General features: G+C 65.9%; 16 protein-coding genes and 1 riboswitch. Of the genes, 10 read left to right on the top strand and 6 right to left on the bottom strand.

Annotated elements, in window-relative coordinates:
- Positions 1 to 15 precede the first annotated feature (15 nt).
- Together AC1KVE_RS01205 and AC1KVE_RS01200 are read right to left on the bottom strand one after the other, a co-directional pair.
- A complete protein-coding gene (locus AC1KVE_RS01205) occupies positions 16 to 3558 on the bottom strand; it encodes a hybrid sensor histidine kinase/response regulator (protein WP_425519001.1) in 3543 nt (1180 codons plus the stop codon).
- A 237-nt stretch (positions 3559 to 3795) separates the two neighbouring features.
- The gene (locus AC1KVE_RS01200; protein ID WP_481092006.1) at positions 3796 to 7362 is read right to left on the bottom strand and encodes a hybrid sensor histidine kinase/response regulator; all 3567 of its coding nucleotides are present in this window, start codon (positions 7360 to 7362) and stop codon (positions 3796 to 3798) included.
- A gap of 96 nt (positions 7363 to 7458) precedes the next feature.
- On the opposite strand from AC1KVE_RS01200, the gene AC1KVE_RS01195 reads away from it, so the two are divergent.
- The 4 genes from AC1KVE_RS01195 (at position 7459) to AC1KVE_RS01180 (ending at position 10044) form a co-directional block, all read left to right on the top strand.
- Positions 7459 to 8115: a YceI family protein gene (locus tag AC1KVE_RS01195; protein WP_481092007.1), complete on the top strand. Its 657-nt coding sequence runs from the start codon at positions 7459 to 7461 to the stop codon at positions 8113 to 8115.
- A gap of 2 nt (positions 8116 to 8117) precedes the next feature.
- Positions 8118 to 8681: a cytochrome b gene (locus tag AC1KVE_RS01190; protein WP_054591487.1), complete on the top strand. Its 564-nt coding sequence runs from the start codon at positions 8118 to 8120 to the stop codon at positions 8679 to 8681.
- Positions 8682 to 8691: 10 nt separating this feature from the next.
- Complete coding sequence (locus AC1KVE_RS01185; protein ID WP_184608866.1) at positions 8692 to 9261, top strand: YceI family protein; 570 nt, start codon at positions 8692 to 8694, stop codon at positions 9259 to 9261.
- 150 nt (positions 9262 to 9411) lie between these two features.
- Positions 9412 to 10044 (top strand): cold shock domain-containing protein, encoded by a 633-nt coding sequence (locus AC1KVE_RS01180; RefSeq protein WP_481092008.1) that lies wholly within the window; start codon positions 9412 to 9414, stop codon positions 10042 to 10044.
- Between the two features lie 414 nt (positions 10045 to 10458).
- Here the strand turns inward: AC1KVE_RS01180 and AC1KVE_RS01175 are convergent, their stop codons facing one another.
- Positions 10459 to 10692 (bottom strand): glutaredoxin family protein, encoded by a 234-nt coding sequence (locus AC1KVE_RS01175; RefSeq protein WP_024939239.1) that lies wholly within the window; start codon positions 10690 to 10692, stop codon positions 10459 to 10461.
- 85 nt (positions 10693 to 10777) lie between these two features.
- Here AC1KVE_RS01175 and AC1KVE_RS01170 point away from each other — a divergent pair, with 85 nt between their 5' ends.
- Entirely contained in the window at positions 10778 to 12160 is a 1383-nt protein-coding gene (locus AC1KVE_RS01170; protein WP_024939240.1) for an L-serine ammonia-lyase, read from the top strand.
- Between the two features lie 171 nt (positions 12161 to 12331).
- Entirely contained in the window at positions 12332 to 13327 is a 996-nt protein-coding gene (locus AC1KVE_RS01165) for an alpha/beta fold hydrolase (protein WP_046343724.1), read from the top strand.
- A 199-nt stretch (positions 13328 to 13526) separates the two neighbouring features.
- Here AC1KVE_RS01165 and AC1KVE_RS01160 read toward each other — a convergent pair whose 3' ends face one another.
- Genes AC1KVE_RS01160 through metX form a run of 3 tightly spaced genes read right to left on the bottom strand, consistent with a single transcriptional unit; the run spans position 13527 to position 16857 of the window.
- A complete protein-coding gene (locus tag AC1KVE_RS01160) occupies positions 13527 to 14615 on the bottom strand; it encodes a homoserine dehydrogenase family protein (protein WP_349778019.1) in 1089 nt (362 codons plus the stop codon).
- Positions 14612 to 15829, bottom strand: coding sequence for an O-succinylhomoserine (thiol)-lyase (locus AC1KVE_RS01155; RefSeq protein ID WP_349778018.1), 1218 nt, complete (start codon positions 15827 to 15829; stop codon positions 14612 to 14614). The genes AC1KVE_RS01160 and AC1KVE_RS01155 overlap by 4 nt, the downstream gene beginning before the upstream one ends.
- Entirely contained in the window at positions 15826 to 16857 is a 1032-nt protein-coding gene (gene metX, locus AC1KVE_RS01150) for a homoserine O-succinyltransferase MetX (protein WP_046343729.1), read from the bottom strand. Before metX ends, AC1KVE_RS01155 begins: the two co-directional genes overlap by 4 nt.
- Before the next feature lie 71 nt (positions 16858 to 16928).
- Positions 16929 to 17049: riboswitch (SAM riboswitch) on the bottom strand.
- A 128-nt stretch (positions 17050 to 17177) separates the two neighbouring features.
- Here metX and AC1KVE_RS01145 point away from each other — a divergent pair.
- The 4 genes from AC1KVE_RS01145 (at position 17178) to AC1KVE_RS01130 (ending at position 22572) form a co-directional block, all read left to right on the top strand.
- A complete protein-coding gene (locus AC1KVE_RS01145) occupies positions 17178 to 18098 on the top strand; it encodes a M23 family metallopeptidase (protein WP_081280621.1) in 921 nt (306 codons plus the stop codon).
- 135 nt (positions 18099 to 18233) lie between these two features.
- The gene (locus AC1KVE_RS01140; RefSeq protein ID WP_046343732.1) at positions 18234 to 19838 is read left to right on the top strand and encodes a peptide chain release factor 3; all 1605 of its coding nucleotides are present in this window, start codon (positions 18234 to 18236) and stop codon (positions 19836 to 19838) included.
- 75 nt (positions 19839 to 19913) lie between these two features.
- Positions 19914 to 20558, top strand: a complete 645-nt coding sequence (gene trhA / locus AC1KVE_RS01135) for a PAQR family membrane homeostasis protein TrhA (RefSeq protein WP_024939244.1) — start codon at positions 19914 to 19916, stop codon at positions 20556 to 20558.
- Positions 20559 to 20607: 49 nt separating this feature from the next.
- A complete protein-coding gene (locus AC1KVE_RS01130) occupies positions 20608 to 22572 on the top strand; it encodes an AsmA family protein (protein ID WP_481092009.1) in 1965 nt (654 codons plus the stop codon).
- Positions 22573 to 23010: the final 438 nt, after the last annotated feature.

The following is a 23010-nucleotide window of genomic DNA, read 5'->3' as shown; positions in this document are numbered from 1 at the left end:
CTGCGGTGCACGGCTCTAGATCTGCTCGCGCGGGCGTTCGCGCCGCAATGCCTCGGCGATGGTGTCGGCCAGCATGTCGCCGGTGAGCGGCTTGCGCAGGAAACTGTCGAACCCGGCTTCCTGCGCGGTGGGCTCGGCCTCTTCGTCCGAGCGTGCGGTCACCGCAACCAGCGGCATGTCGTAACCGAACACGCGCAGCTGCCGCGCCAGGGCAAAGCCGTCCAGCCCGGGTAGGTCCAGATCGAGCAAGGCCAGGTCGAAAGGGTTGTCGGCCGCTTCGGTCAGCGCGGCCAGCCCGTGCGGCGCATGCACCACCGAGTGCCCTTGCGAACGCAGCAGGCCGACGATGACCTCGGCGATGGTGGGGTCGTCTTCCACCAGCAGGATACGCTGCGGGGCGACCGTGCCGCCGGTGCGCGCCACCTCACCACCGAGCGTGGCGTTGGAAGCGACCCAGCGCAGCGGCAGATCCACCACGAAGCGCGTGCCCGCGCCGAGCCGGCTGATCACTTCGATATGCCCACCCATCGCCATCGCCAGTTCCTGGCAGATGGCCAGGCCCAGGCCGCTGCCGCCATAGCGCGAAGTGGTCTTGGCGCCGTCGCCCTGTTCGAAGCGCTGGAACAGGCGCGCTTTCTGGTCGGCGTTGATGCCCGGGCCGGTATCGGCCACTTCGAAACGCAGCCCCTGATACGACCCGAGCGTGGTCAGCTTGAGCCCGACCACGCCGCGCTCGGTGAACTTGATCGCATTGCTGAGCAGGTTGAGCAGAATCTGGCGAATGCGGGTGACATCGCCACTGGCGGTGATGTCGCCAAGCAGCCCTACTTCCAGGCTGAAACGCAGGCCACGCTCCTGCGCCAGGGGCGCCATCAGGCCTTCCACCTCGGCCACCAGCTGGCGTACCGAGAACGGCTCCAGATCCAGTTCCAGACGGCCGGATTCGATCCGCGCCAGGTCCAGCGCATCGTTGACCAGGCGCAGCAGATGCGCGCCGGCACGACGGATCGATTCGGTATAGCTGCGCTGCTTGTTGTCCAGCGAGGTCTTGAGCAACAGCTCGCTCATGCCCAGCACGCCGGTCATCGGGGTACGTACCTCGTGGCCGAGCGTGGCCAGAAAGCGCGTCTTGGCCAGCGACGCCTGCTCGGCCAGCTCCTGCTTGTGCACGGCCAGCTGCCAGGCGTTCAAACGCCGCAGGCGGCGGCGATACAACAACACCGCCGCGGCGATGGCGCAGAGCGCGAGCACGCCCAGAAACACCAGTCCCCATGGCGACAACCACCAGGGCGGCAGCACCTGAAAACGTAGCGTCTGGCTGGCCGACCAGATGCCGTCGGCGGTGCGCCCCTGCACTTCCAGCGTGTAATGCCCCGCGGGCAGCCGCGAGAACTGCCGCTCGCCGCTGGGACCGACATCGATCCAGTCCGGATCGTAGCCACTCAACCGAAATCGGTAGCTGTTGGATTCGGAATCGGCCAGGCTGAGCAGGCGCGCGACGATATGCAGATCGCGGTCGCCATCCTGCATCGTCAGCGGCTCTTGCCCGGTGATATCCAGACCACGCTCCCCGCGCCGCAGGCCCACGCGTTCGATGATCAACGGCGGCCTGCGGGTGCTGGGGCGCATCGTGGCCGGGTCGAACACCACCACGCCGTCGGGCGATGCGGCGACGATGCGCCCGCTGCCGGCCTGCACCAGCGTGTTGATCTGCAACTGCTGGTTGGGCAGCCCATCGTGCACCCCGTACACCCGCACCAACCTGCTGCCGGGATCGATCCGGATCAGCCCGCGTTGACTGGACACCCACGCCACGCCCCTGGCGTCGACCACCAGGCCGTTGGGTGCCACCAACGGAAACTCCTGCTCCTTTCCGACCGTGTCCAGGTGCTTGAGCCGCTTTCCGTCCCACAGATACCGCCGGATCTCACCGGCCAACCCGGTCCAGACCACGCCCCCCTCTCCCAGCCGGAACAGATAGGTCGGCAGGGACGGTGTACCGTCGACGGGGACAAATCGGTCGGCGGCGGGGTCCCAGCGCCGCAGGCCGGCGTTATTGCTCAGCCATATCTGACCATCCGGGCCGAGGCGTAGGTCCAGGATGGTCAACACCTCCAGTCCATGACTGCCATTGACGATGGTCCGCAGCAGTTGCCCGTCCTGGTTGCGGATTTGCAGGCCATATTCCAGCACTGTCACCCACAGGCGGCCCTGCGCGTCCTCAGCCATCCAGCCCGGACGGTCCGCCGCACCGTCCGGATCAGGCTCGACGTCCTCACGTAGCTGCAAGCGTTTGACCTGCCCGCTCTGCGGGTCATACCGGACCAGTTTTCCTTCGACGCCGATCCAGACCAACCCGCGCCGGCTTTCGAGCATGGAGTCGGGCGGACGGGCATCGATTTGCGTCAGATGCGTCTGCAATTGGCCGGTCGCCGCATCGAGATACTCCAGCGCATGCCGCGAGCCAGCCAGCCAGACACCGCCCGCAGCCGAAGACGCCGTCGCCAGCACCGACGGATTGGTCAGCGACTGTGGATCAGCACCGTGGTGGGCCAGTACCGCAAAGGTGTCCCAATGCGGAGGCAGGTGCCACAGGCCACCTTCAAGCGCCGCAAACCACAACCCGCCCTCCCGATCCTCGTAAGCGGTAATCCAGTTGCGCCTGACCAGGCCATGCGCCGACAGGCTGTAGACCGGCACGCTGCTGATGTCGGTTCCTGCGGTGGACAGGCCCAGGCCGCTCTCGGTGTCCAGCCAATAGCGTCCGCTGCGGTCGTGCAGCAACACTCCCATCACCCGCCGCTTGCTCACGGCCTTCTGCCACGGCTGGGGCCGCGCCTGGCCGTCGGCGTCCACGCGAAACGCATCGCCGACCACATCCGAGACCCATAAGGTGTTGCCGCTGCGTTCCATGTGCAGCCGGTTGACCGCCTGCGTGGTTCCGGGCAACGACACCCGCTGAAAATGCGCGCCGTCCCAGCGTGCGAGCCCGCCATGGGTCCCGATCCACAATGTTCCGTCGGGCGCGACCTCGAACCCGATCACGCTGTCGGACGGCAGGCTGGTCGGGTCGCTGGGCACGTTGGAAAAGCGCTGCATGCTGCCGTCGGGACGTCGCCGATACAGCCCGTGGGCCGCAGTACCAAGCCAGATATCGCCGTTCGGGGTGTAGGCCAGCGCCCACACCGTGATTTCGCGCAGCTCCGGAAACTGCGGGTTCTCCAGCCGCCTGAACGCGCGCGTCTTGGGCTCCAGAAAACCGGCTCCGCCGTTCTCGAATCCCATCCACACGCGATTGTCGCGATCGACGCAGATGGTCCAGATCGCGTTGCTGGTCAAGCCGTCTTCCATCCGCCAGATGCGGTAGTTGCGCCCGTCGAATCTGGCCAGGCCGTCATCGCTGGCGATCCAGAGATAGCCCTGCTGATCTTCGGCCAGCTCACTGACGGTGTCCGAGGGCAGCCCGTCGGCGACCGTGACCTGGCTGGGCACCGGCGTGAGCAGCGCGCCCGTGGCCGCCCGCGCAGGTGGCACCGTGACGTACACACACAGCGACACCGCTGCGATCAACCAGTAGGAAAAACACGAAAAAAGGCGCACGGGACAGGTTTCACGACAAGTCGCCGCATAGTGCGGGCCGCACGCGGTGCGAGCAAGCCCGAGCGGGCTTGTCGCGTCGCTCGTCCGTTTTCACCTCCCGGCCCGAACCAGCGCATGCAGGGGGGCCTCGATCCGGTTCAACGCTGTTGCAGCGGCGCCAGGCGGCAACCGTACGACCGGGCAAGCGATGACAGCTCAGCCGACGGCCGGGACGTCATGCGCAGCGGCGGCATCGGCCAGCACGCGTGCCAACGCCTGTGCAAGGAGCTCGCCGGTGACCGGCTTGCGCAGGAAGCCATTGCAGCCGGCGGCCATCGCCTGCGGTTCTGCGTCGGCATCGGCACGTGCGGTGACGGCAACGATCGGAAAACGCACGCCGCGCGCGCGCAACTGCGCCACCAGCGCCGCACCGTCGATGCCCGGCAGGTCCAGATCGCACAGCCCCGCGTCGAAGCGGCGCGTACTCACCTCGGCCAACGCCGCCAGACCATGCAGGACATGGGTGACCTGATGGCCACGCGTCTGCAACAGGCCAACGATCACCTGCGCCACGGTCGGGTCGTCTTCGACCAGCAGCAACTGCAATGGCGCCCGTGCCTGCGGCGAGCTTGCCCGTGCAGGCGCAGGCACTGCGGGGAGCGCACTCACCCAGCGCAGCGGCAGCTCCACCACAAAACACGCCCCTTGCCCCAGTTCGCTGCTGACCGTCACCGCACCGCCCATCGCCGCTGCCAGTTCGCGGCAGATCGCCAGGCCCAGGCCGCTGCCGCCATGCCGGGCCAGCGTCACGGCGCCTTCGGCCTGCTCGAAGCGCTGGAACAGGCGCCCGCGCTGTTCTGCACTCATGCCCGGGCCGGTGTCGCACACTTCGATCCGGATGCCTTGCCCGTGGCTTTGCGGCACCACCCCCACACGCAGGCTGACGCTGCCACGCTCGGTGAACTTGACCGCGTTGAACAACAGGTTGAGCAGGATCTGTTGCACCCGGCTGGCATCGCCATGCAATGCAGGCGGCAGCGCGTCATCCAGCTCGCAGGCGAAGGCCAGCCGCTTCTGCTCGGCGCTCGGGCGCACCAGCTCGGCCACCTGCCCGATCAGCTGACGCAGATCGAAGTCGCGGTAATCCAGCGGCAGCTTGCCGGCCTCGATCCGCGCCAGGTCCAATGCATCGTTGACCAGCCGCAGCAGATGCTTGCCGGCCAGCTGGATCGCGCTGGCATAACCCTGCTGGCGTCCGTCCAAGGGCGTCTGCAGCAGCAACTCGCTCATGCCCAGCACACCGGTCATCGGCGTTCGCACTTCGTGCCCCAGGGTCGCAAGAAAGCGTGTCTTGGCCAACGATGCCTGCTCGGCCAGCTCGCGTTTGTGCTGGGCCAGCTGCCACTGCGCGCGCATGCGCACACGGCGGCGGTAGGCTGCCGCAAGCAATGCGCCCAGCAGCAGCACAAGCAGGCAAATGAGCGCGATGCCTGCGTCACTGCGCCACCACGGTGGATTGACCGAGAACCGCAGCGAGCGCATCTGTGAGCGATTGCCCAGCGGATCCACCCCTTGCAGTGTGAGTTCGTAGCTACCGGCAGGCAAGCTGGCGAATTCCCGGATTCCCGCGTTGCCCGAGGTCTGCCATTCGGTGTCGAAGCCTTTCAAGAAACTGCGATAACGATTGGACAGCGGGTCGCTGTACGACAGCAGACGGCTGACGATCTGCAGCTGCCGATCTCCAGGGCCAAGCTGAAACGGGCGATCCATTGGCAACGCGATGCGTGCACCATTGCGTAGCACACTGACATGTTCCAGCTGCAGTGCCGGAACAAACGGTGCGATATCGGGCATTGCGGTATCCAGCAGCACGGTGGAGCCATCGCTGGTCGCCCCGATCAGGCTATCGCCCGCCATTAACAGACAATGCTGAATGAACTCCTGGCTGGTCAATCCATCGCGTGTACCAATATTGCGTAGGCGTGCCGGCGTCACCGAAGGGTCGATCCGCCATAGCCCGCGCAAGCTGGAAATCCAGACCCTGCCACGCGGGTCGATCCGCATTGCGGACGCATCGAACCCGGTCAGGCCATCCACCTGGCCCACCTGACGCACGCGCACCCAACGTGTTGCGGTTTTTTTCCATTGTTCTGCACCGACAGCCCGATACACCCACACCATCTCCGGCGATTGGCTGGCAAACGCCTGGATCTGCGTCCCTTCCAACCCTGGGACCGGCACGAACTGGTGTGACGCTTCGTCCCAGGCAAACATGCCGCCTTCGCCTGCAGCCCAGACACGCCCGTCCGGGCCCTGTTCCAGCTGCTGTACGGCGATATCGCGCAAACCGTGCAAGTCCTGCTGGGTGATGCGCTGCAAGACACGACCGCTACGCAGATCGCGCTGCTGCAGCATGTCGATGAAGGCCATCCACACCGTATCGCCATGCTCGATGATCCAGTCAGGCGCCGATAGCGCCGACGCCGGTTCGGGGCCATCGGACGGCCAGTGGATGAATTCACCGGTCCGCAGGTCCATGCGGGAAAGGCCAAAGCTCAAATTGCCTAGCCAGACACGTTGCAGGCGATCCTCCAGCGCCGACACCAACTCCATGTCCTTGAGTTGCGACGACTGCAACCCTGTCTGAAACGTGTCGCCAGTGCTTGGATCGACCCGCAACAAGCGACCTTCCGCATCGACTTGCCACAGACCACCGGACCGTGTGGCAGGGGCCAGGTTGCAATAGATGGCATCACCCGTCGGCACCGCGGGTTTGAGCACGGCAGTGCGCTTCCAGTCTGCCGGCAAGTACCCAAGGCCGGTGCCATGCATCGGAACCCATAGCCCGCCATCAGCGGCTCCAAGCAGGCCAATGACATTCCGGCGTGACAAAGCCCCCTCTCCGCTGAAGGCTGGGACCGGTGGACGCTCGCCGCGGGTCCGCCACAGACCGCGTCCGCTTCCCAACCAGAATTCGCCGTCCGGGGCAGCCACTGCACCCCAGAATTCGTTGCCGGTGCCGAACATCGTCCCCCAGGGAAGCGGCTGCCATCGATCGTCGGATCCCATGACGTGCAGCCCCGACTCGCTGCCCAGCCACAGACGGTCCCCCGCCCATTGCAGACCGAAGATGGCAGACTGCCGATTAGGCTCGTCCGGGACATAGACGCGATGCAGACGTTTTCCGTCGTAATACGCCAGTCCAGCGGTGGTTCCGATCCACAGCCGCTGCCGGTTGTCCGCCGCAAGATTCATGACCATGGCCTGGTCAAGGTCGCCATCGAGCGTACCCAGATCCACCGACGACATCACGCCGGAAGTATCGAGGCGAATCAGCGCGCCGGTCGTGGTTCCGGCCCAGATATCGCCGTCGAACGCAGTGATGCTGTAGATCTCGCCGTCCTTCATCGACGGATAGTCAACCGCGCGGTAGTGCCGAAAATGGCCTCGTCCGGCATCCATGACGCTCAGCGTCTTGCCGCAGCCGATCCATATCCTGTCAAGCGCGTCGATGTGCAGCGCCTGGATCGCGTTGCAGGGCAACGATGTCGGGTCGGAAGGATCATGTCGCCAGGTCCTGAATCCTGCGCCGTCGTACCGCACCAAACCATCCAGGGTGCCAAGCCACAGATAGCCGGCGCGGTCCTGGTGGATCGCAACCACCATGGTCGATGGGAGTCCGTCGCTGGGACCCACGATCCGGAAACGCGGAATCTCCGGAATCTTCGCCACACAGGGCATTGCGCCCAGCAGCAAGACCAACAAAACAGCAAGCGCACGCATGTGGGCATCCTTTCCACGTCCAGCCCGCATGCTCGCAACGGATCGTTGCGAGCGCAAGCCAAGCGCGGTGCAGCGGGATATGTCTAGAATCCGCCCATGACAACCCTCGCCCGCCTGTTGCTGCTTCCCGCCCTGGTCGTGACCAGCCTTGCCGCGACCGCCGCGCCGGTGCGTTACGCGCTGGATCCGGTGCATACGCGGGTGCTGTTTGCGGTCGAACATGCCGGCTTTTCCAAGGCGTTGGGCACCGTTTCCGGAACCAGCGGCACGCTGGTGTTCGACCCGGACGACTGGGCCTCGGCACGGCTGGACGTGACCGTGCCGCTGCGCCGCGCCGACCTGGGCGATGCCAAGTGGAACGAGGCCACCCTGGCACGCAACCTACTCGACGCCGAGCACTTTCCCGACGCGCATTTCGTCTCCACGCAGGTGGAAGCCAGCGGCGAGAACCACGCCAAGGTCACCGGCAATCTGACCCTGCACGGGGTCACCCGCCCGGTCACCCTGGACGTCACCCTCAATGCGCTCAAGCGCCATCCATTGCCGCCGTTCCGCCGCACCGCCGGGTTTTCCGCCACTGCCACGCTGAGCCGTGCGGAGTTCGGCATCGACGCGTGGAAATCGATGATCGGCGATACGGTGGAACTGCGCATCGAAGCCGAAGCCGTGCGCGAAGGCCGCGCCGACGACGACACGCCGCAACCCCAAAACGCACCCGCCGCCCCTGACGCTGCGCCCAGCCCGGAATCCTGAGCATGACCCTGAAGAACATCGAACGCTGGGGCGGTGTCAGCCAGACCCTGCACTGGCTGATCGCACTGCTGATCCTGGTGCTGGGCATCGTCGGCCTGACCATGGGCGAATTGCCCAAGACACCGAAATACTTCTGGGTCTACACCGCGCACAAGTCGGTGGGCCTGACCGTGTTGGCACTGGTGATCGTCCGGCTGGGCTGGCGTCTCTATGCGGGCGCGCCGCCGCCGGTGGCCGGCACCCCACGCTGGCAGGAGCGCATCGCCGGGCTGACCCACTGGCTGCTGTACGCGATGATCTTTGCGATGCCGCTGTCGGGCTGGTTGTACGACTCCACCAGCGGGCTGCGCCCGTTCCGCTGGTTTGGCCTGTTCGCCGTGCCCAAGCTCAGCCCGCCGGACGAACAATTGCGTGCGGTTGCGCACTTCATCCACGAGTGGGGCTTCTGGCTGTTGATTGCCGTGGTGCTGGCGCATGCCGGCGCTGCGCTCTACCACCACCTGTTCCAGCGTGACGCCACCTTGGTGCGGATGTTGCCGCGTGGCTGGCTCTCTTCCAAACCCTAAAGGATTCCCCATGTCGTCCAGGTTGTTCGCCTCTCCCCTGCTGGTCGCCGCCTCGCTGGTGGCCACGTTCGCCACCGCCCCGGTCCTCGCTGCCGACTACGTGCAGGCGCCCGGCTCGTCGCTGGTGTTTGCCAGCAAGTACGACGGCGAAGTGTTTACCGGCAAGTTCCCCGGTTTCGACACCACGCTGAGTTTCGACCCGGCCAATCTTGCCGGCGCCAAGCTCGATGTGCGCATCCCGCTGGCCAGTGCCATCAGCGGCAACAACGACCGTGACTCGACCCTGCAGGGGCCGGACTTCTTCAACGTCGCCAAGTTCGCCACCGCGCGCTACCGCGCCGACAAGTTCCGTGCACTCGGCGGCAACCAGTACGCGGCCGACGGCACGCTGGAACTGCGCGGCGTCAGCAAGCCGGTCACGCTGACCTTCACCTGGACACCCGGCACGCAGCCGGTGCTGGCCGGCAAGGCGCTGGTCAAGCGCCTGGACTTCGGCGTCGGCGGCGGCGACTGGGCCGATACCAAGACCATTCCCAACGAAACCGCGATCAGCACCAAGGTCGTGTTCAAGGCGAAGTAACGCCACCGGCCGCAACCGGACGCGGCCATTGAACGGCGGACTACCTCGTCGGGTCCGCCGTTTTTTTGTGCCTGGCGGCCGGATGACACCGCGCGACAGCTAGACTCGGCATCCATCCCACGGACGCCGCCGATGCGCACACATGGAACCTTGACCCGCTGGAATACCGATCGCGGCTTCGGCTTCATCACGCCGGCGCAGCCGGGGGATGATTTGTTCGTGCACATTTCAGCGTTTCCCCGCGGCTTCGAAACGCCACGCATCGGCGAGCTGATTTCCTTTGAGATCGAACCGGGCAAGGATGGGCGACGGCAGGCCGTGCGTGTGATGCGCGCTGGCCAGCATGCAGCCGGACGTGGTGCGCGCCGGCAGCATGCGGCAGCGCGATCACCATCGCCCCATCGCTCGCTCGGGCTGGGCAAGGTCATGTTGCTGCTGCTTGTGGCAGGTGCTGGCGGCTATGCGTACCTCAATCGGGACGCACTGCTGCCAGCCCCTGCACCCACTAAAACTCCGTCTGCAGCTCCGGCGCGGGCGTCGGCAACCAGGACACTGCCAGACCGCGCAGCGCTCCAGAGCTCGCCAGCGATAACGCCAGCTGCAGCAGCAGGCACAACGTCGGCCACAACCGCACCCACACCGCACTACAGCTGCGGCGGCCGCAAACACTGCTCGCAGATGACCTCCTGCGACGATGCCACCTGGGTGTTGCGCAACTGCCCCGACACAACGATGGACGGCGACCACGATGGCGTGCCCTGCGAGCAGCAGTGGTGTCATTGAATCAATACGGCTGACACCTTGAACGGGCGGCCGACACGATTCGTTTGTTAGCCCCATCATGTTGGATGCAGTCAAAAGCCGAGACCAAACGCTGAGTCGGTCGAAGGCGCGCTGCCCTCACCAGACAGATGCCGGTTGTGTTGTTGAAAACATACACACCGACCAGCTCGACGGGTCCTTGTCCGCCCACCGTCACGGCAACTTACGCGGCATGGATGCCGCGTAAGCGCCTACACGGACATACGTGCGGCGTGTCCCGCGAGGGTGGGCGGGCAAGCGCCCTGCAGCCAAGCAGCAGATCGGCCGCCTTGCAGCGAAGGCCCAGATCATCCGCTCCGCACCAGACCGGCACGAAGTCGTTTTCAGCCACTCCAGATCCAAAATATGGCGCGCACCGGAGGCGAACACGCCGCTTCATCGCGTGCCGGCATTCAACCACTCGCGCAACCGCCGGCTGTCGAATGGCCAATCCAGCTCGCGCCCGTGCGCATCGCCCACCACCGGCACGCGCTCCCCGTAAGCGGCCTCAAGCGCCGCATCGCCGTCGATGAAGACACTGCCGAACTCGCCTGCGCGTGCCTGCGCCAGCACTTCCACGGCCTGGTCGCACAGGTGGCAGTCGTCGCGCTGGTACAGGATCAAGGCCATCGGGAGCTCCCATGCTGCGCTGCAGCCGTGCCGCAAGCGCCGAGCGACTAGAATAGCCGCCTTTACGCTCACCTCTCCGGCAAGCATGGCTGTCAGCACGTTCGACCTGTTCAAGATCGGCATCGGTCCGAGTTCCTCCCACACCGTGGGGCCGATGCGCGCGGCCGAGCGCTTCGTGCATCGTTGGCTGCTGGATGCCGGCCGCCTGCAGGATGTGGTGCGCATCCGCGCCGAAGTCTTCGGCTCGCTGGCCCTGACCGGCCGCGGCCACGGCACCGACAAGGCCGTGCTGCTCGGCCTGGAAGGCCACCGCCCCAACCTGATCGACCCGGACATCATCCCGGCCACGCTGGAGCGCATCCGCACCAGCAAGCGCATCAGCCTGATGGGCCAGCACGTCATCGCCTTCGACGAAAAACGCGACCTGCCGATGAACAAGCGGCAGAAGCTGCCCTACCACACCAACGGCATGCGCTTTACCGCCTACGATGCCGATGAAGCAGTGATCGCCACGCGCGATTACTACTCGGTCGGCGGCGGCTTCGTGGTCAACCAGGACGATGCCGCCGACGACCGCATCGTGGCCGACGAAACGCCGCTGCCCTACCCCTTCCTCAGCGGCGACGAACTGCTCGCGCAATGCGCACGCAGCGGCCTGAGCATCGCCGCGCTGATGTTCGAAAACGAAAAGAGCTGGCGCAGCGAGGACGAGATTCGCGCTGGTCTGCGCGAGCTGTGGGCGGCAATGCAGTCCTGCGTGGAGCGCGGCATCCGCCAGGAAGGGACGCTGCCGGGCGGCCTGAACGTCTCGCGGCGCGCACCGGCGTTGTATCGCGAACTGTCGTCCAAACCGGAAGCGGCAATGCGCGATCCGCTGACCACACTGGACTGGGTCAATCTCTACGCACTGGCCGTCAACGAGGAAAACGCGGCCGGTGGCCGCGTGGTCACCGCGCCCACCAACGGCGCGGCCGGCATCATCCCGGCGGTGCTGCATTACTTCGACCGCTTCTGCCCCGGCGCATCCGAGCAGCGCATCTTCGACTTCCTGCTCACCGCTGCGGCCATCGGCATCCTCTACAAGGAAAATGCCTCCATTTCCGGCGCCGAGGTCGGCTGCCAGGGCGAAGTGGGCGTAGCCTGTTCGATGGCCGCCGGTGGCCTGGTCGCCGCGCTGGGCGGCAACCCGGGGCAGATCGAAAACGCCGCCGAAATCGGCATGGAGCACAACCTGGGCCTGACCTGCGACCCGATCGGCGGCCTGGTGCAGATCCCCTGCATCGAACGCAATGCAATGGGCGCGGTCAAGGCGATCAACGCCAGCCGCATGGCCATGCGCGGTGACGGCAAGCACAAGGTGTCGCTGGACAAGGTCATCAAGACCATGCGCGACACCGGCCGCGATATGCAGGACAAGTACAAGGAAACCAGCCGCGGCGGCCTGGCGGTCAACGTTATCGAATGCTGAGCCGGGCGCGGCCCCGGGCCGCGCCATGTATTGCAGTCACTCTCCAGGCATCGCGAAACTGGGCAATGCGTCCAACGGCAGCGGCCGCCGATGCAGTCGCATGCCAGTGCTGTACGTCCCCACCACATGCCGCCATGTACCGTCTGACGCTGGATTCCGACGGAGATCGCGATGCGACAGCTTGCCTGCACTCTCGCCCTGGCCCTGGCCTGCGGCCCTCTGATGGCACAGGAAGCCAGCTACGGCCCGCGCCTGGAAGGCTTCGACTACCCCTATCCGGTCAAGACCTTTGCGTTTACCTCGCAACGGCAGCCGCTGGAAATGGCGTACCTGGATGTCGCGCCCACCGGCAAACCCAACGGGCACACCGCCGTGCTGCTGCATGGCAAGAACTTCTGCGCCGCCACCTGGGAACAGACCATTGCCGCGTTGAGCACCGCCGGCTACCGCGTCATTGCGCCTGACCAGGTGGGCTTCTGCAAATCCAGCAAGCCGGCCGCCTATCAGTTTTCCTTCGCGCAACTGGCCGACAACACCCAGGCGCTGCTGAAGAAGCTGGGTATCGAACGTGCGGTGGTGGTCGGCCATTCGATGGGCGGCATGCTCGCCATCCGTTACGCGCTGATGTATCCGCAGGCCACCGAGCACCTGGCCTTGGTCGACCCGATCGGCCTGGAAGACTGGAAGGCCGAAGGCATTCCGTGGCGCAGCGTCGATGCCTGGTACGACAACGAACTGAAGATCAGCTTCGAGCGCATCAAGAAGTATCAGATGGAGGTCTACTATGCCGGCCAGTGGAAGCCCGAGTTCGAACGCTGGGCGCGTATGCAGGCCGGCATGTCGCTGGGCAACGGCCGGCAGGCGGTTGCCTGGAACCAGGCGCTGACCTACGACATGGTGTTCAACCAGCCGGTGGTGTACGAACTGCCCAAACTGAGCGTGCCGACCACGCTGTTTATTGGCCTCAAGGACCGCACCGCGATCGGCAAGGACACCGCACCGCCCGAGGTCAAGGCACGTGTCGGCGATTACACCAAGCTGGGCAAGCGTGCGGCCGAGGCGATTCCGAACGCGAAGCTCGTCGAGTTCGCCGATCTCGGACATTCGCCGCAGGTGCAGGACCCGACACGGTTCAATGCCGCATTACTGAAGGCGATTGCGCCGTAAGCAATGCCAGCGGCGGTGCGATTGGCATGACCAACGCATCCTCGGAAGCTGCAGCTTGCGCAAGGGCGAGCTGCAGCTGAGCCGTTTGCAAGGTGCAGAGCAGTCGGCAGGCCATCAACACGCGTGGCGATCCAATCGACAGCGCGCGCCCCACAGCCGCGCTCAAAGAGCGCCGGCGCCTCTCCATGTCCTTAACCGGCTACCCAGCCACAATCCGCAATACATCATCCAGCAACGCCGCCGCCGTGACCTCGGCACCCGCGCCCGGCCCCTGGATCAGCAATGGCTGCTGGCGATAGCGATCGCTGCTGATGGCGACACGGTTATCGGTGCCGGCGCCGCCGGCCAGCGGGTGATCCAGCGCCAACTCGCGCAAGCCGACGCTGGCACCATGTGCGTCCACACGGCCGACGAAGCGCAGGCAACGCCCCGCGGCACGTGCCTGCTGCCAGCGCGCGCCGACCACCGTATCCAGCGCGCCCAGTTGTGCATCCAAGGCATCGAGCGGCAACCGCGCAATGCTTGCGGGCACCAGCGATTCCACATGCACCTGTTCGGCTTCCAGCTGCCAGCCCGCCGCGCGCGCCAGGATCAGCAACTTGCGCCGCACGTCCTCGCCCGACAGATCGATGCGCGGATCCGGCTCGGTATAGCCGGCCGCCATCGCCTCACGCACGCAATCGGAAAATGCGCCGGTACCGTCGTAGCGATGAAACAGCCATGCCAGCGATCCGGACAACACCCCTTCGATCGAGTGGATATGGTCGCCACCCGCCACCAGTGCGCGCACGCTGCTCAGCACCGGCAGCCCCGCCCCCACGGTGGCGCTATCGCCGTAGTGCGCACCGCTGGCGTGACGCGCCGCGTGCAAGGCCTGTGCGCGCGACAACGCAGTGCCCTGGCCCAATTTGTTGGCAGTGACCACGTGTACGCCACGCAGCAGCCATTCCGCATGCCAGTCGGCAACGACCTCGCTGGCGGTCGCATCCACCAGCACATCGCCGGCACGCAAGGCGGTGGTTTCCGCCCAGGGTTGCAGCACGGCCTGCCCACGCGGCGCGGCATTGGCCTGTTGCAAGGCCTGTGCGGCGCTGGTGCCGCAATCGTGGGCAATACGCGAGTTGGCCAACCAGTCAAAGCGCGGCAACTGCAGCTGGCGCTCCTGCAGCGCAGTGTAGCGCGCCACGAACGCGCGCCCCACCGTCCCGGTTCCCAGCAAGGCCAGCCGTGGTGTCGGCGTCACCGCTGCCGCCGAAGCGCGGCGCGAAACAGGCAGCACAGTGCTCACGCGTCGACCTGTTTGCGGCTTGCGCTGGTCAGCGTCGCTTCGGCACGCGCCAGGCCGGCGCGCAGGTCGATCAACAGGTCTTCTGCAGACTCGATGCCGATCGACAGCCGCAGCAGGCCATCGGAAATCCCGGCGGCAGCGCGGGCTTCGGCGGTCATCGCCGCATGCGTCATCGAGGCCGGATGCGCGATCAGGCTTTCCACACCGCCCAGCGACTCGGCCAGGGTGAAATAACGCAGGCCATCGACAAACGCGCGCACTGCGGCTTCGCCACCGTCGAGCTCGAAACTCATCATCGCGCCGAAGCCCTTCTGCTGACGCGCGGCCAGTGCATGACCCGGATGTGCAGTCAGCCCGGGGAAATACACCTGGTTGACCACCGCATGCCCGTCCAGCAGCTCGGCGATGGCGTCGGCGTTTTCCTGATGCACGCGCAGGCGCGCATCCAGCGTGCGCAGACCGCGCAAGGTGAGGAAGGCATCGAACGGCGAACCGGTCAGGCCCAGCGCATTGGCCCACCACACCAGCTGCTGATGCAGTTCGGCATCGCGCGCGACCACCGCACCGCCCACCACATCGCTGTGGCCGTTGATGTACTTGGTGGTGGAGTGCAGCACCAGGTCCGCCCCGAACTCCAGCGGCTTCTGCAGCGCCGGCGACAGGAAGGTGTTGTCCACCACGGTCAACGCGCCAGCCTTCTTCGCCGCCTCGATGACGAAGCGCAGATCGGTGATGCGCAACAGCGGGTTGGACGGGGTTTCGATCAGCACCAGCTTGGGCGACTGCGCCAAAGCATCGGCCAGCGAACGCGGGTCGGTAAGGTCGGCGGTGATCAACGCGAAGTGGCCCTTCTTGGCCAGCGCGTTAAACAGGCGCCAGCTGCCGCCGTAGGCATCGTGCGGCACCACCAGGGTGTCGCCCGGCTGCAGCAACGCATTGAGCACCAGGTTGATCGCGCCCATGCCGGTGGAGGTGATCACCCCGCCCGCACCGCCTTCCAGCTCGGCCAGCGCTTCGCCGAGCAGATCGCGGGTCGGGTTGCCGCTGCGCGTGTAGTCGTACTGGCGCTTGTTGCCGAAACCATCGAAGGAGAAGTTGGACGACAGCACGATCGGCGGCGTCACCGCACCATAGGCAGTGTCGCGATCGATACCGGCGCGGACGGCGGCGGTGGCGGCGGTACAGGGGGCGTCGGCGGGGTCACGAAAGCTCATGCGGTTTCTCCGGTGATGCGAAGGGCAGTGGCGAGGATCGCGTCGATGCGATCGATTTCTTTCAGGAAGGCGTCGTGGCCATACGGCGAGCGCAGCACGCGCAGACTGCCGCGCGGCCCCAACCCTTCGACCAGGCTGACCAGGTCGGCCAGCGGCACCAGGCGGTCGCCCTCCACCGCAACGACGACGGTGGGCACGCGTACCTGCGCCGGGTCGATGCGGTGCAGGTCGATGGATTCGGACAGCCGCAAGTAGGCGGTCACCGGCGTGCGCGCGACGTACTGCGCGCCGGCGGCATCCAGATAGTCTTCGGCGGCCACGCGCACGCGGCCGTTGATCACTTCCGGCGGCGCGTCGAAGCGCTCGCTGAATTCTTCCGGGGTGCGGTAGCTGAGCATGGCGAACTGCCGTGCCAGCGCCAGCCCATGGTTTTCGGCACATTGCAGCTGACCCAGCGCCACCGCGCGGCGCTGCAACGCACGCCAGGCGGCGGCATAGGGATGGGCGCGATGCGCGCCACTGACCGCAACCAGGGTACCGACACGAGCGGCATGGCGGGTCGCGAACTGCAAACCGACCAGCGCGCCGTACGAGTAGCCGACAAAGCCATGCAAACGCGCGATACCCAGCGCATCCAGCAAGGCGGCGATCGCATCGGCCTGGTCGGCGGTGTCGATCGGCGCATCCAGCGTGCCGTCGGCACCGAGAAAGTCGAACGCCAGCAGGCGACGCGATGCCGGATCCAGCGCGCGGCCGGCACCCACCAGGCCATCCACCCAGCCCTTCTCGGGGAACAGGTCGCTGGCGGCCAGATGGCGATGCGCAGAAATCCCGCCAGCCACGAAGACCACCGGCGCATTGGCGGCGCCGATCAGTTCATAGCGCAGCCGCAGCTCGCGCATGCCGGCATGGCGCATCGGCAGGGCAATGACACGCTCGCCGCGTACGGCAATCAAGCCGTCATCGGTGGTGGCGGGTGTCTCGGCGTAATCGGTCGGTGATGGCGATGCTGTATTCACGAGGCTCATGGCGATATCCGGGGTGGATCGGCCATCGAGCTTCGCGGGAGCTCGCGTTCGACGTGCGCAAGGCACGATTCGAACCATCTTTCGGCGGACGCGGAGGTCCCCGCAGGATTTGGCACCAAACGCGGGCGCTTGCGCGCTCCGCTGGCTGCCCCGGCATCAAAGGGCCTGTCCCTCCGCCGGTCTCGATGGTGAAGCCAAGATGCCACCACTTTTTTGCGGTGTCAATCTCTTCATGCGGATGGAAAGATATATTTTCATCCGATACCACTGCGGCCTGTGATGGACCGCATACTTGAGGTCCCTCCGTTCGAGCCGATCGCGTGCCCGACCACGTGTCTCGCAGCGCCCTGCCCGCCCTCGCCCGGCAGTGCTTCATCGCGTTTCTGGCGTACGCCGCGTCCGCCGACGCGCAGCAACGCTGGCATTGGCCCGGTGCCGCAAACACGGCTGCGAGCTCGCCATCAGTCGCAGCGGCACAGACGGCGCCCGCATCGCCCGGCACCGGCCCCTCATTGCAACTGGAATGGCAGGCGCCGGCCTACCTGGCCTGGGTCAGCAACCCGCTGGCCGGGCCCGCACAGGTGCAACTGAGCGCACCGCCCAGCGAGGATTACCGCGCCGTGCCGCAGTTGCCGCTGACGGTGCAACTGGCTGCGCACGAGCGCCGCCTGCTCGCCCGGCTGTATCCGGTCAGTAGCCAGCGCAGCCTGGGTGGGCTTGGACTCAAGCTCGACGTGGTGCCCGGCGATCCGCAGGCCCGCCCGCAGCAGCAAATGCGTTACCAGCTCCCGTTCCGCGATGCGCCGATCCAAGTGGACCAGGGCTTTGGTGGGACCTTCAGCCATACCGATGCGCCCAACTGGTACGCGGTGGACTTCGCGCTGCCGCAGGGCACGCCGGTGCTGGCGGCGCGCGCGGGCACGGTCATGGAGGTGCGGCGCGATGTGAGCGAAGGCGGCCCGCATGACCAGGCCGCCGGCGCCGGCAACCTGGTGCGGGTGCTGCACACCGACGGCAGCATGGCCATCTATGCCCACCTGGCGCCCGATGGCGTGGCAGTACGCCCGGGCCAGGTGGTGCGTATCGGCGAGCGCCTGGGCACCTCGGGCAGTACCGGCTTCAGCACGGCCCCGCACCTGCATTTTTCGCTCCAGCGCAACGCGGACATGCGCCTGATCTCGTTGCCATTCCGGATGCTGGGCCCGCAGGGCGAGTTGCAGTTCCCCTCGCCGGCACCGTAAGTGGCGGCACCCGGGAGCGCCAACCTGCCGCCCGGAGAGCCCCTGACCGGCGCTACAGAGGCCGGCTGCGGCGAAGCCGCTATAATCTCCGGCTTCCTCAGTTTCCGCAGGCGTCCGACCGGGCGCGCTCAGCCCATGTCCGACGTCTCCAACGAAGCCGCGCGCCGCCGCACCTTCGCCATCATCTCCCACCCCGATGCGGGCAAGACCACGCTGACCGAAAAGCTGCTGCTGTTCGGCGGTGCGATCCAGATGGCCGGCTCGGTGAAGGGCCGCAAGGCCGCCCGTCACGCCACCTCGGACTGGATGGCGCTGGAAAAGGAACGCGGCATCTCGGTCACCTCCTCGGTGATGCAGTTCCCGTACGAGGGCAAGATCGTCAACCTGCTCGATACCCCCGGCCACGCCGACTTCGGCGAGGACACCTATCGGGTGCTGACTGCGGTGGACTCGGCGCTGATGGTCATCGACGTCGCCAAGGGCGTGGAAGAACGCACCATCAAGCTGATGGAGGTCTGCCGCCTGCGCGACACCCCCATCATGACCTTCATCAACAAGCTCGATCGCGAGGGCAAGAACCCGATCGATCTGCTGGATGAAGTCGAGACCGTGCTCGGCATCCAGTGCGCGCCGGTGACCTGGCCGATCGGCATGGGCCAGCGCCTGAAGGGCGTGGTGCACCTGATCACCGGCGAGGTGCACCTGTACGAACAGGGCCGCAACTTCACCCGCCAGGATTCGACCATCTTCCCGTCGCTGGATGCGCCCGGCCTTGCCGAAAAGATCGGCGCGCAGATGCTGGCCGAGCTGCGCGACGAGCTGGAACTGGTGCAGGGTGCCAGCAATCCATTCGATCTGGACGCCTATCGCGCCGGCCAGCAGACCCCGGTGTTCTTCGGCTCGGGCGTCAACAACTTCGGCGTGCAACCGCTGCTGGATTTCTTCGTCGAGCACGCACCGCCGCCGCAGGCGCGCGACACCACCGGCCGCCGGGTCGAGGCGACCGAAGCCAAGCTCAGCGGCTTCGTCTTCAAGATCCAGGCCAACATGGACCCGCAGCATCGCGACCGCGTGGCCTTCATGCGCGTGTGCTCAGGCAAGTTCACCGCCGGCATGAAGGCCCTGCATGTGCGCAGCGGCAAGGACGTCAAGCTGGCCAACGCGTTGACCTTCATGGCCTCCGACCGCGAAATTGCCGCCGAAGCCTGGCCGGGCGACGTGATTGGTATCCACAACCACGGCACCATCTCCATCGGCGACACCTTCACCGAAGGCGAATCGCTGTCGTTCACCGGCATTCCCAACTTCGCACCGGAGCTTTTCCGTCGGGCGCGCCTGCGCGACCCGCTCAAGCTCAAGCAGTTGCAAAAGGGCCTGGCGCAGCTGTCCGAAGAAGGCGCCACGCAGTTCTTCCGGCCGTTGATGAGCAACGATCTGATCCTCGGCGCGGTGGGCGTGCTGCAGTTCGACGTGGTGGCCTACCGGCTCAAGGACGAATACGGCGTGGATGCGATCTTCGAGCCGGTCAGCGTCACCACCGCACGCTGGGTACATTGCGACAACGCCAGGAAGCTGGAGGAGTTCCGCGAGAAAAACGCCGGCAACCTGGGCATCGACGCGGCCGGCCAGCTGGTGTATCTCGCACCGACGCGTGTGAATCTGCAGCTGGCGCAGGAACGTGCGCCGGACGTGCGCTTCTCTGCCACGCGCGAACACGCGCATGCCAAGGCGATCGATTGACCGCGGCTTGAACCGGCGCCTGCGACCGCACTTGCCGGCGATGCGAATTGCTCGCAATTGCGGTACCTTTTTGGCATGAACGCAGACGCCTCCCCCTCGACCGACCTGCGCGACGAGATAGCCAGCGCCGTGACCCACGGCCTGGGTGCCATTGCCGCACTGGCCGGTGGCTCGGTGCTGATCACGCTGGCCGCCGTCTATGGCGACGGCTGGCAACTGGCCACCTCGATCGTGTTCAGCGCCACCCTGGTGTTGCTATACGTTGCCTCCACGCTGTTTCATGCCATCCCGCACCCGGGCGCCAAGGCGCGCCTGCAGGTGCTCGATCACTGCGCGATCTATCTGTTGATCGCCGGTACCTACACCCCGTTTACGCTGATCAATCTGCGCGACTCCTGGGGCTGGGGATTGTTCGCCGCGATCTGGACGATCGCCGCCGCCGGAGTGGTCTTCAAGCTGTTTTTCACCGGTCGTTTCCGCCTGCTGTCGACGGTGCTGTATCTGGCGATGGGCTGGCTGATCGTGGTGGCGATCCAGCCCTTGCTGCGCTCGGTCGATACCTGGTCTCTGTGCTGGCTGCTGGCCGGCGGACTCTTCTATACCCTTGGCACGTATTTCTACCAACGCGACACCCAGCGCTATTTCCACGCGATCTGGCATCTGTTCGTACTGGCCGGCAGTGCCTGTCACTTCGTTGCGGTGATTGCGCAGGTGATGTGAGACGCGATCTGCGGCACGTTCGCGCGCCGTGCACGAGGCATCGCCAACCATGGCCCGCGTGAACAACGTGACCGACACCTCAGCTGCACCATCGCCCCCCAGCCCACGTCGTCGACGCTGGCTGGTCGGGCTTGCCATCGTCGCTGCCGCCGTGGTGATCTTCGTGCTGCTGTTCCAGTGGAACTGGCTGCGCGGTCCGGTCGAGCGCGTGGTCAGCGCCAAGACCGGTCGCCAGTTCCATCTCGGCTATCTGGACGTGAAGCTGGGCCGCACGACCACCGTGCGCGGCAATCGGCTGAGCCTGGCGAACGCAGCATGGTCCAAGCGCGGGCCGATGGCCGAGCTCAACTCGGCCGAGATCGATGTCGAGTTGTGGCCACTGCTGCGCGGCAAGGTGCGTCTACCGGAAATCCGCCTGGATCACCCAACCCTCTTGCTGGAAGCCGGCGACGACACCCATCCCGGCAACTGGGTATTCGATCAGGACAGTGGCGATGGCACCATGCCGCGCCTTGGCCGCCTGCTGGTGAACAACGGGCGCCTGCAGTACATCGATGCAGCCAATCGCTCGAACGTGGATGTAGCGATCAACAGCCTCGCACCACCGAGCAGCGACCAACGTGCCGCGCCGATCGGCATCGACGGCAAGGGCCGCTGGAAGGGCTATCCCTTTACGCTCAAGGGCAATACTGCCTCGCCGCTGGAGCTGAGCCAGAGCGAGCACCCGTTCCGCATCGATCTGCGCGGCAGCGCCGGTGCCACCCGCACCCACGTGCGCGGCACCTTGACCAACCCGTTCCAGTTCCAGGTCTTCGATCTGCAAATGGCGCTCAGCGGCCAGGACATGCAGGACCTGTATCCGCTGACCGGCGTGGCCATGCCGTCGACGCCGCCATACAAGCTAGACGGTCATTTGCGCCGCAACGGCCAGCTCTGGCGCTACGAAAAGTTCACCGGTACCGCCGGCGACAGCGATCTGTCGGGCACTGCAGAAGTGGACCTGCGCAACAAGCGTCCGTTCCTGCGTGCCGATCTGGCGTCCAAACGCCTGGACTTCGACGACCTGGCGGGTTTCGTCGGCGCACCACCGGAGACCGGCGCGGACGAGTCGGCAAATGCCGAACAGAAAAAACAGGCGGCACAGCTCGCGGCCAGTGCACGCGTGCTCCCCAGCACCCCGTACGACTTGTCGAAGCTACGCGCGATGGATGCGCAGGTACGCTGGCGCGCGCAGCGCATCAATGCGCCATCGTGGCCGCTGGACGATATGGATGCCTCGCTGACATTGAAGGATGGCTTGCTGCAGCTGGACCCGTTGAACTTCGGCGTTGCCGGTGGCGATATCCGCTCCATCATCCGCATGGATGCGCGCAACGAGGTGATCACCACGCACCTCAAGGCAGGTCTTCGCGGCATTCGGCTGGATCAGCTCTTCCCCGATACCGCCCTCGCCAAGCAGGCCTCGGGTGCCATCGGTGGCGAATTCGATCTGCGTGGACGCGGCAACTCGATCGGCGCGATGCTCGGTACCGCCGACGGCACGATCGGCGTGGGCATGGGCCGCGGCCATGTCGGCAATCTGATCATGGAGCTGGCCGGGCTGGATATCGCCGAGTCGCTCAAGTATCTGGTCACCAAGGACCGACAGATTCCGGTGCGCTGCATCTTCGGCGACTTCGGCGTGCAGGACGGCCTGATGCAATCGCGTGCGCTGGCGTTCGACAGCACCGACACCATCATCATTGGCGAAGGCAGCATCAGCTTGAAGGACGAGACGCTGGACCTGCTGCTGCGCCCACTCCCGAAAGATCGCAGCATCCTGAGCCTGCGCTCGCCATTACGGATTGGCGGCAGCTTCAAGGACCCGACCTTCCGTCCGGACTTCAAGGCATTGGGTCTGCGCGGCGCGCTTGCGGTCGGCCTGGGCATGATCGCTCCACCCGCCGCCTTGCTCGCAACTTTCGAACCGGGTCCCGGCAAGGACAGCGACTGCGGCGGCAAGTTCGCAAAGTAAGTTCACTGCACGACCTTGCGCCGTCAGCAAACCTGTCGACCGCTGTAGCGATAAAGGCAAGATGTCGATTGCATGCAAGTGCATTGTCGGATGCAGTGATCCCGAAACCTGCAGTGATGGCCGGATCAACAGGAACTGATCAGACCGCAGTCCTCGAACGACCGCACGGCCTGCACTGCTTGCACCATGCAGACCGACCTTCTCGACGGGTCCTTGCCCGCCCACCGTCGCGGGACCTTAGGCGGCATGGATGCCGCGTAAGAGCCTACAAGGATGTACTTGCGGCGTGTCCTGCGATGGTGGGCGGGCAAGGGCCTTGCAGCAAACTCCCAGCGTCGAGAACACCGCACCAGAGAGTTTGCTGCCTGTGTTATTGAGAGCGATGCACCCCGACCATCTCAACTGACCCTTGCGACCAGGCCGCAGATCAAACGCTCC

This window comes from Xanthomonas sp. NCPPB 2864 (genome assembly GCF_056675615.1).
The sequence above is the reverse complement of the archived record's forward strand: the minus strand, read 5'-3'. Positions and strand labels throughout refer to the sequence as shown.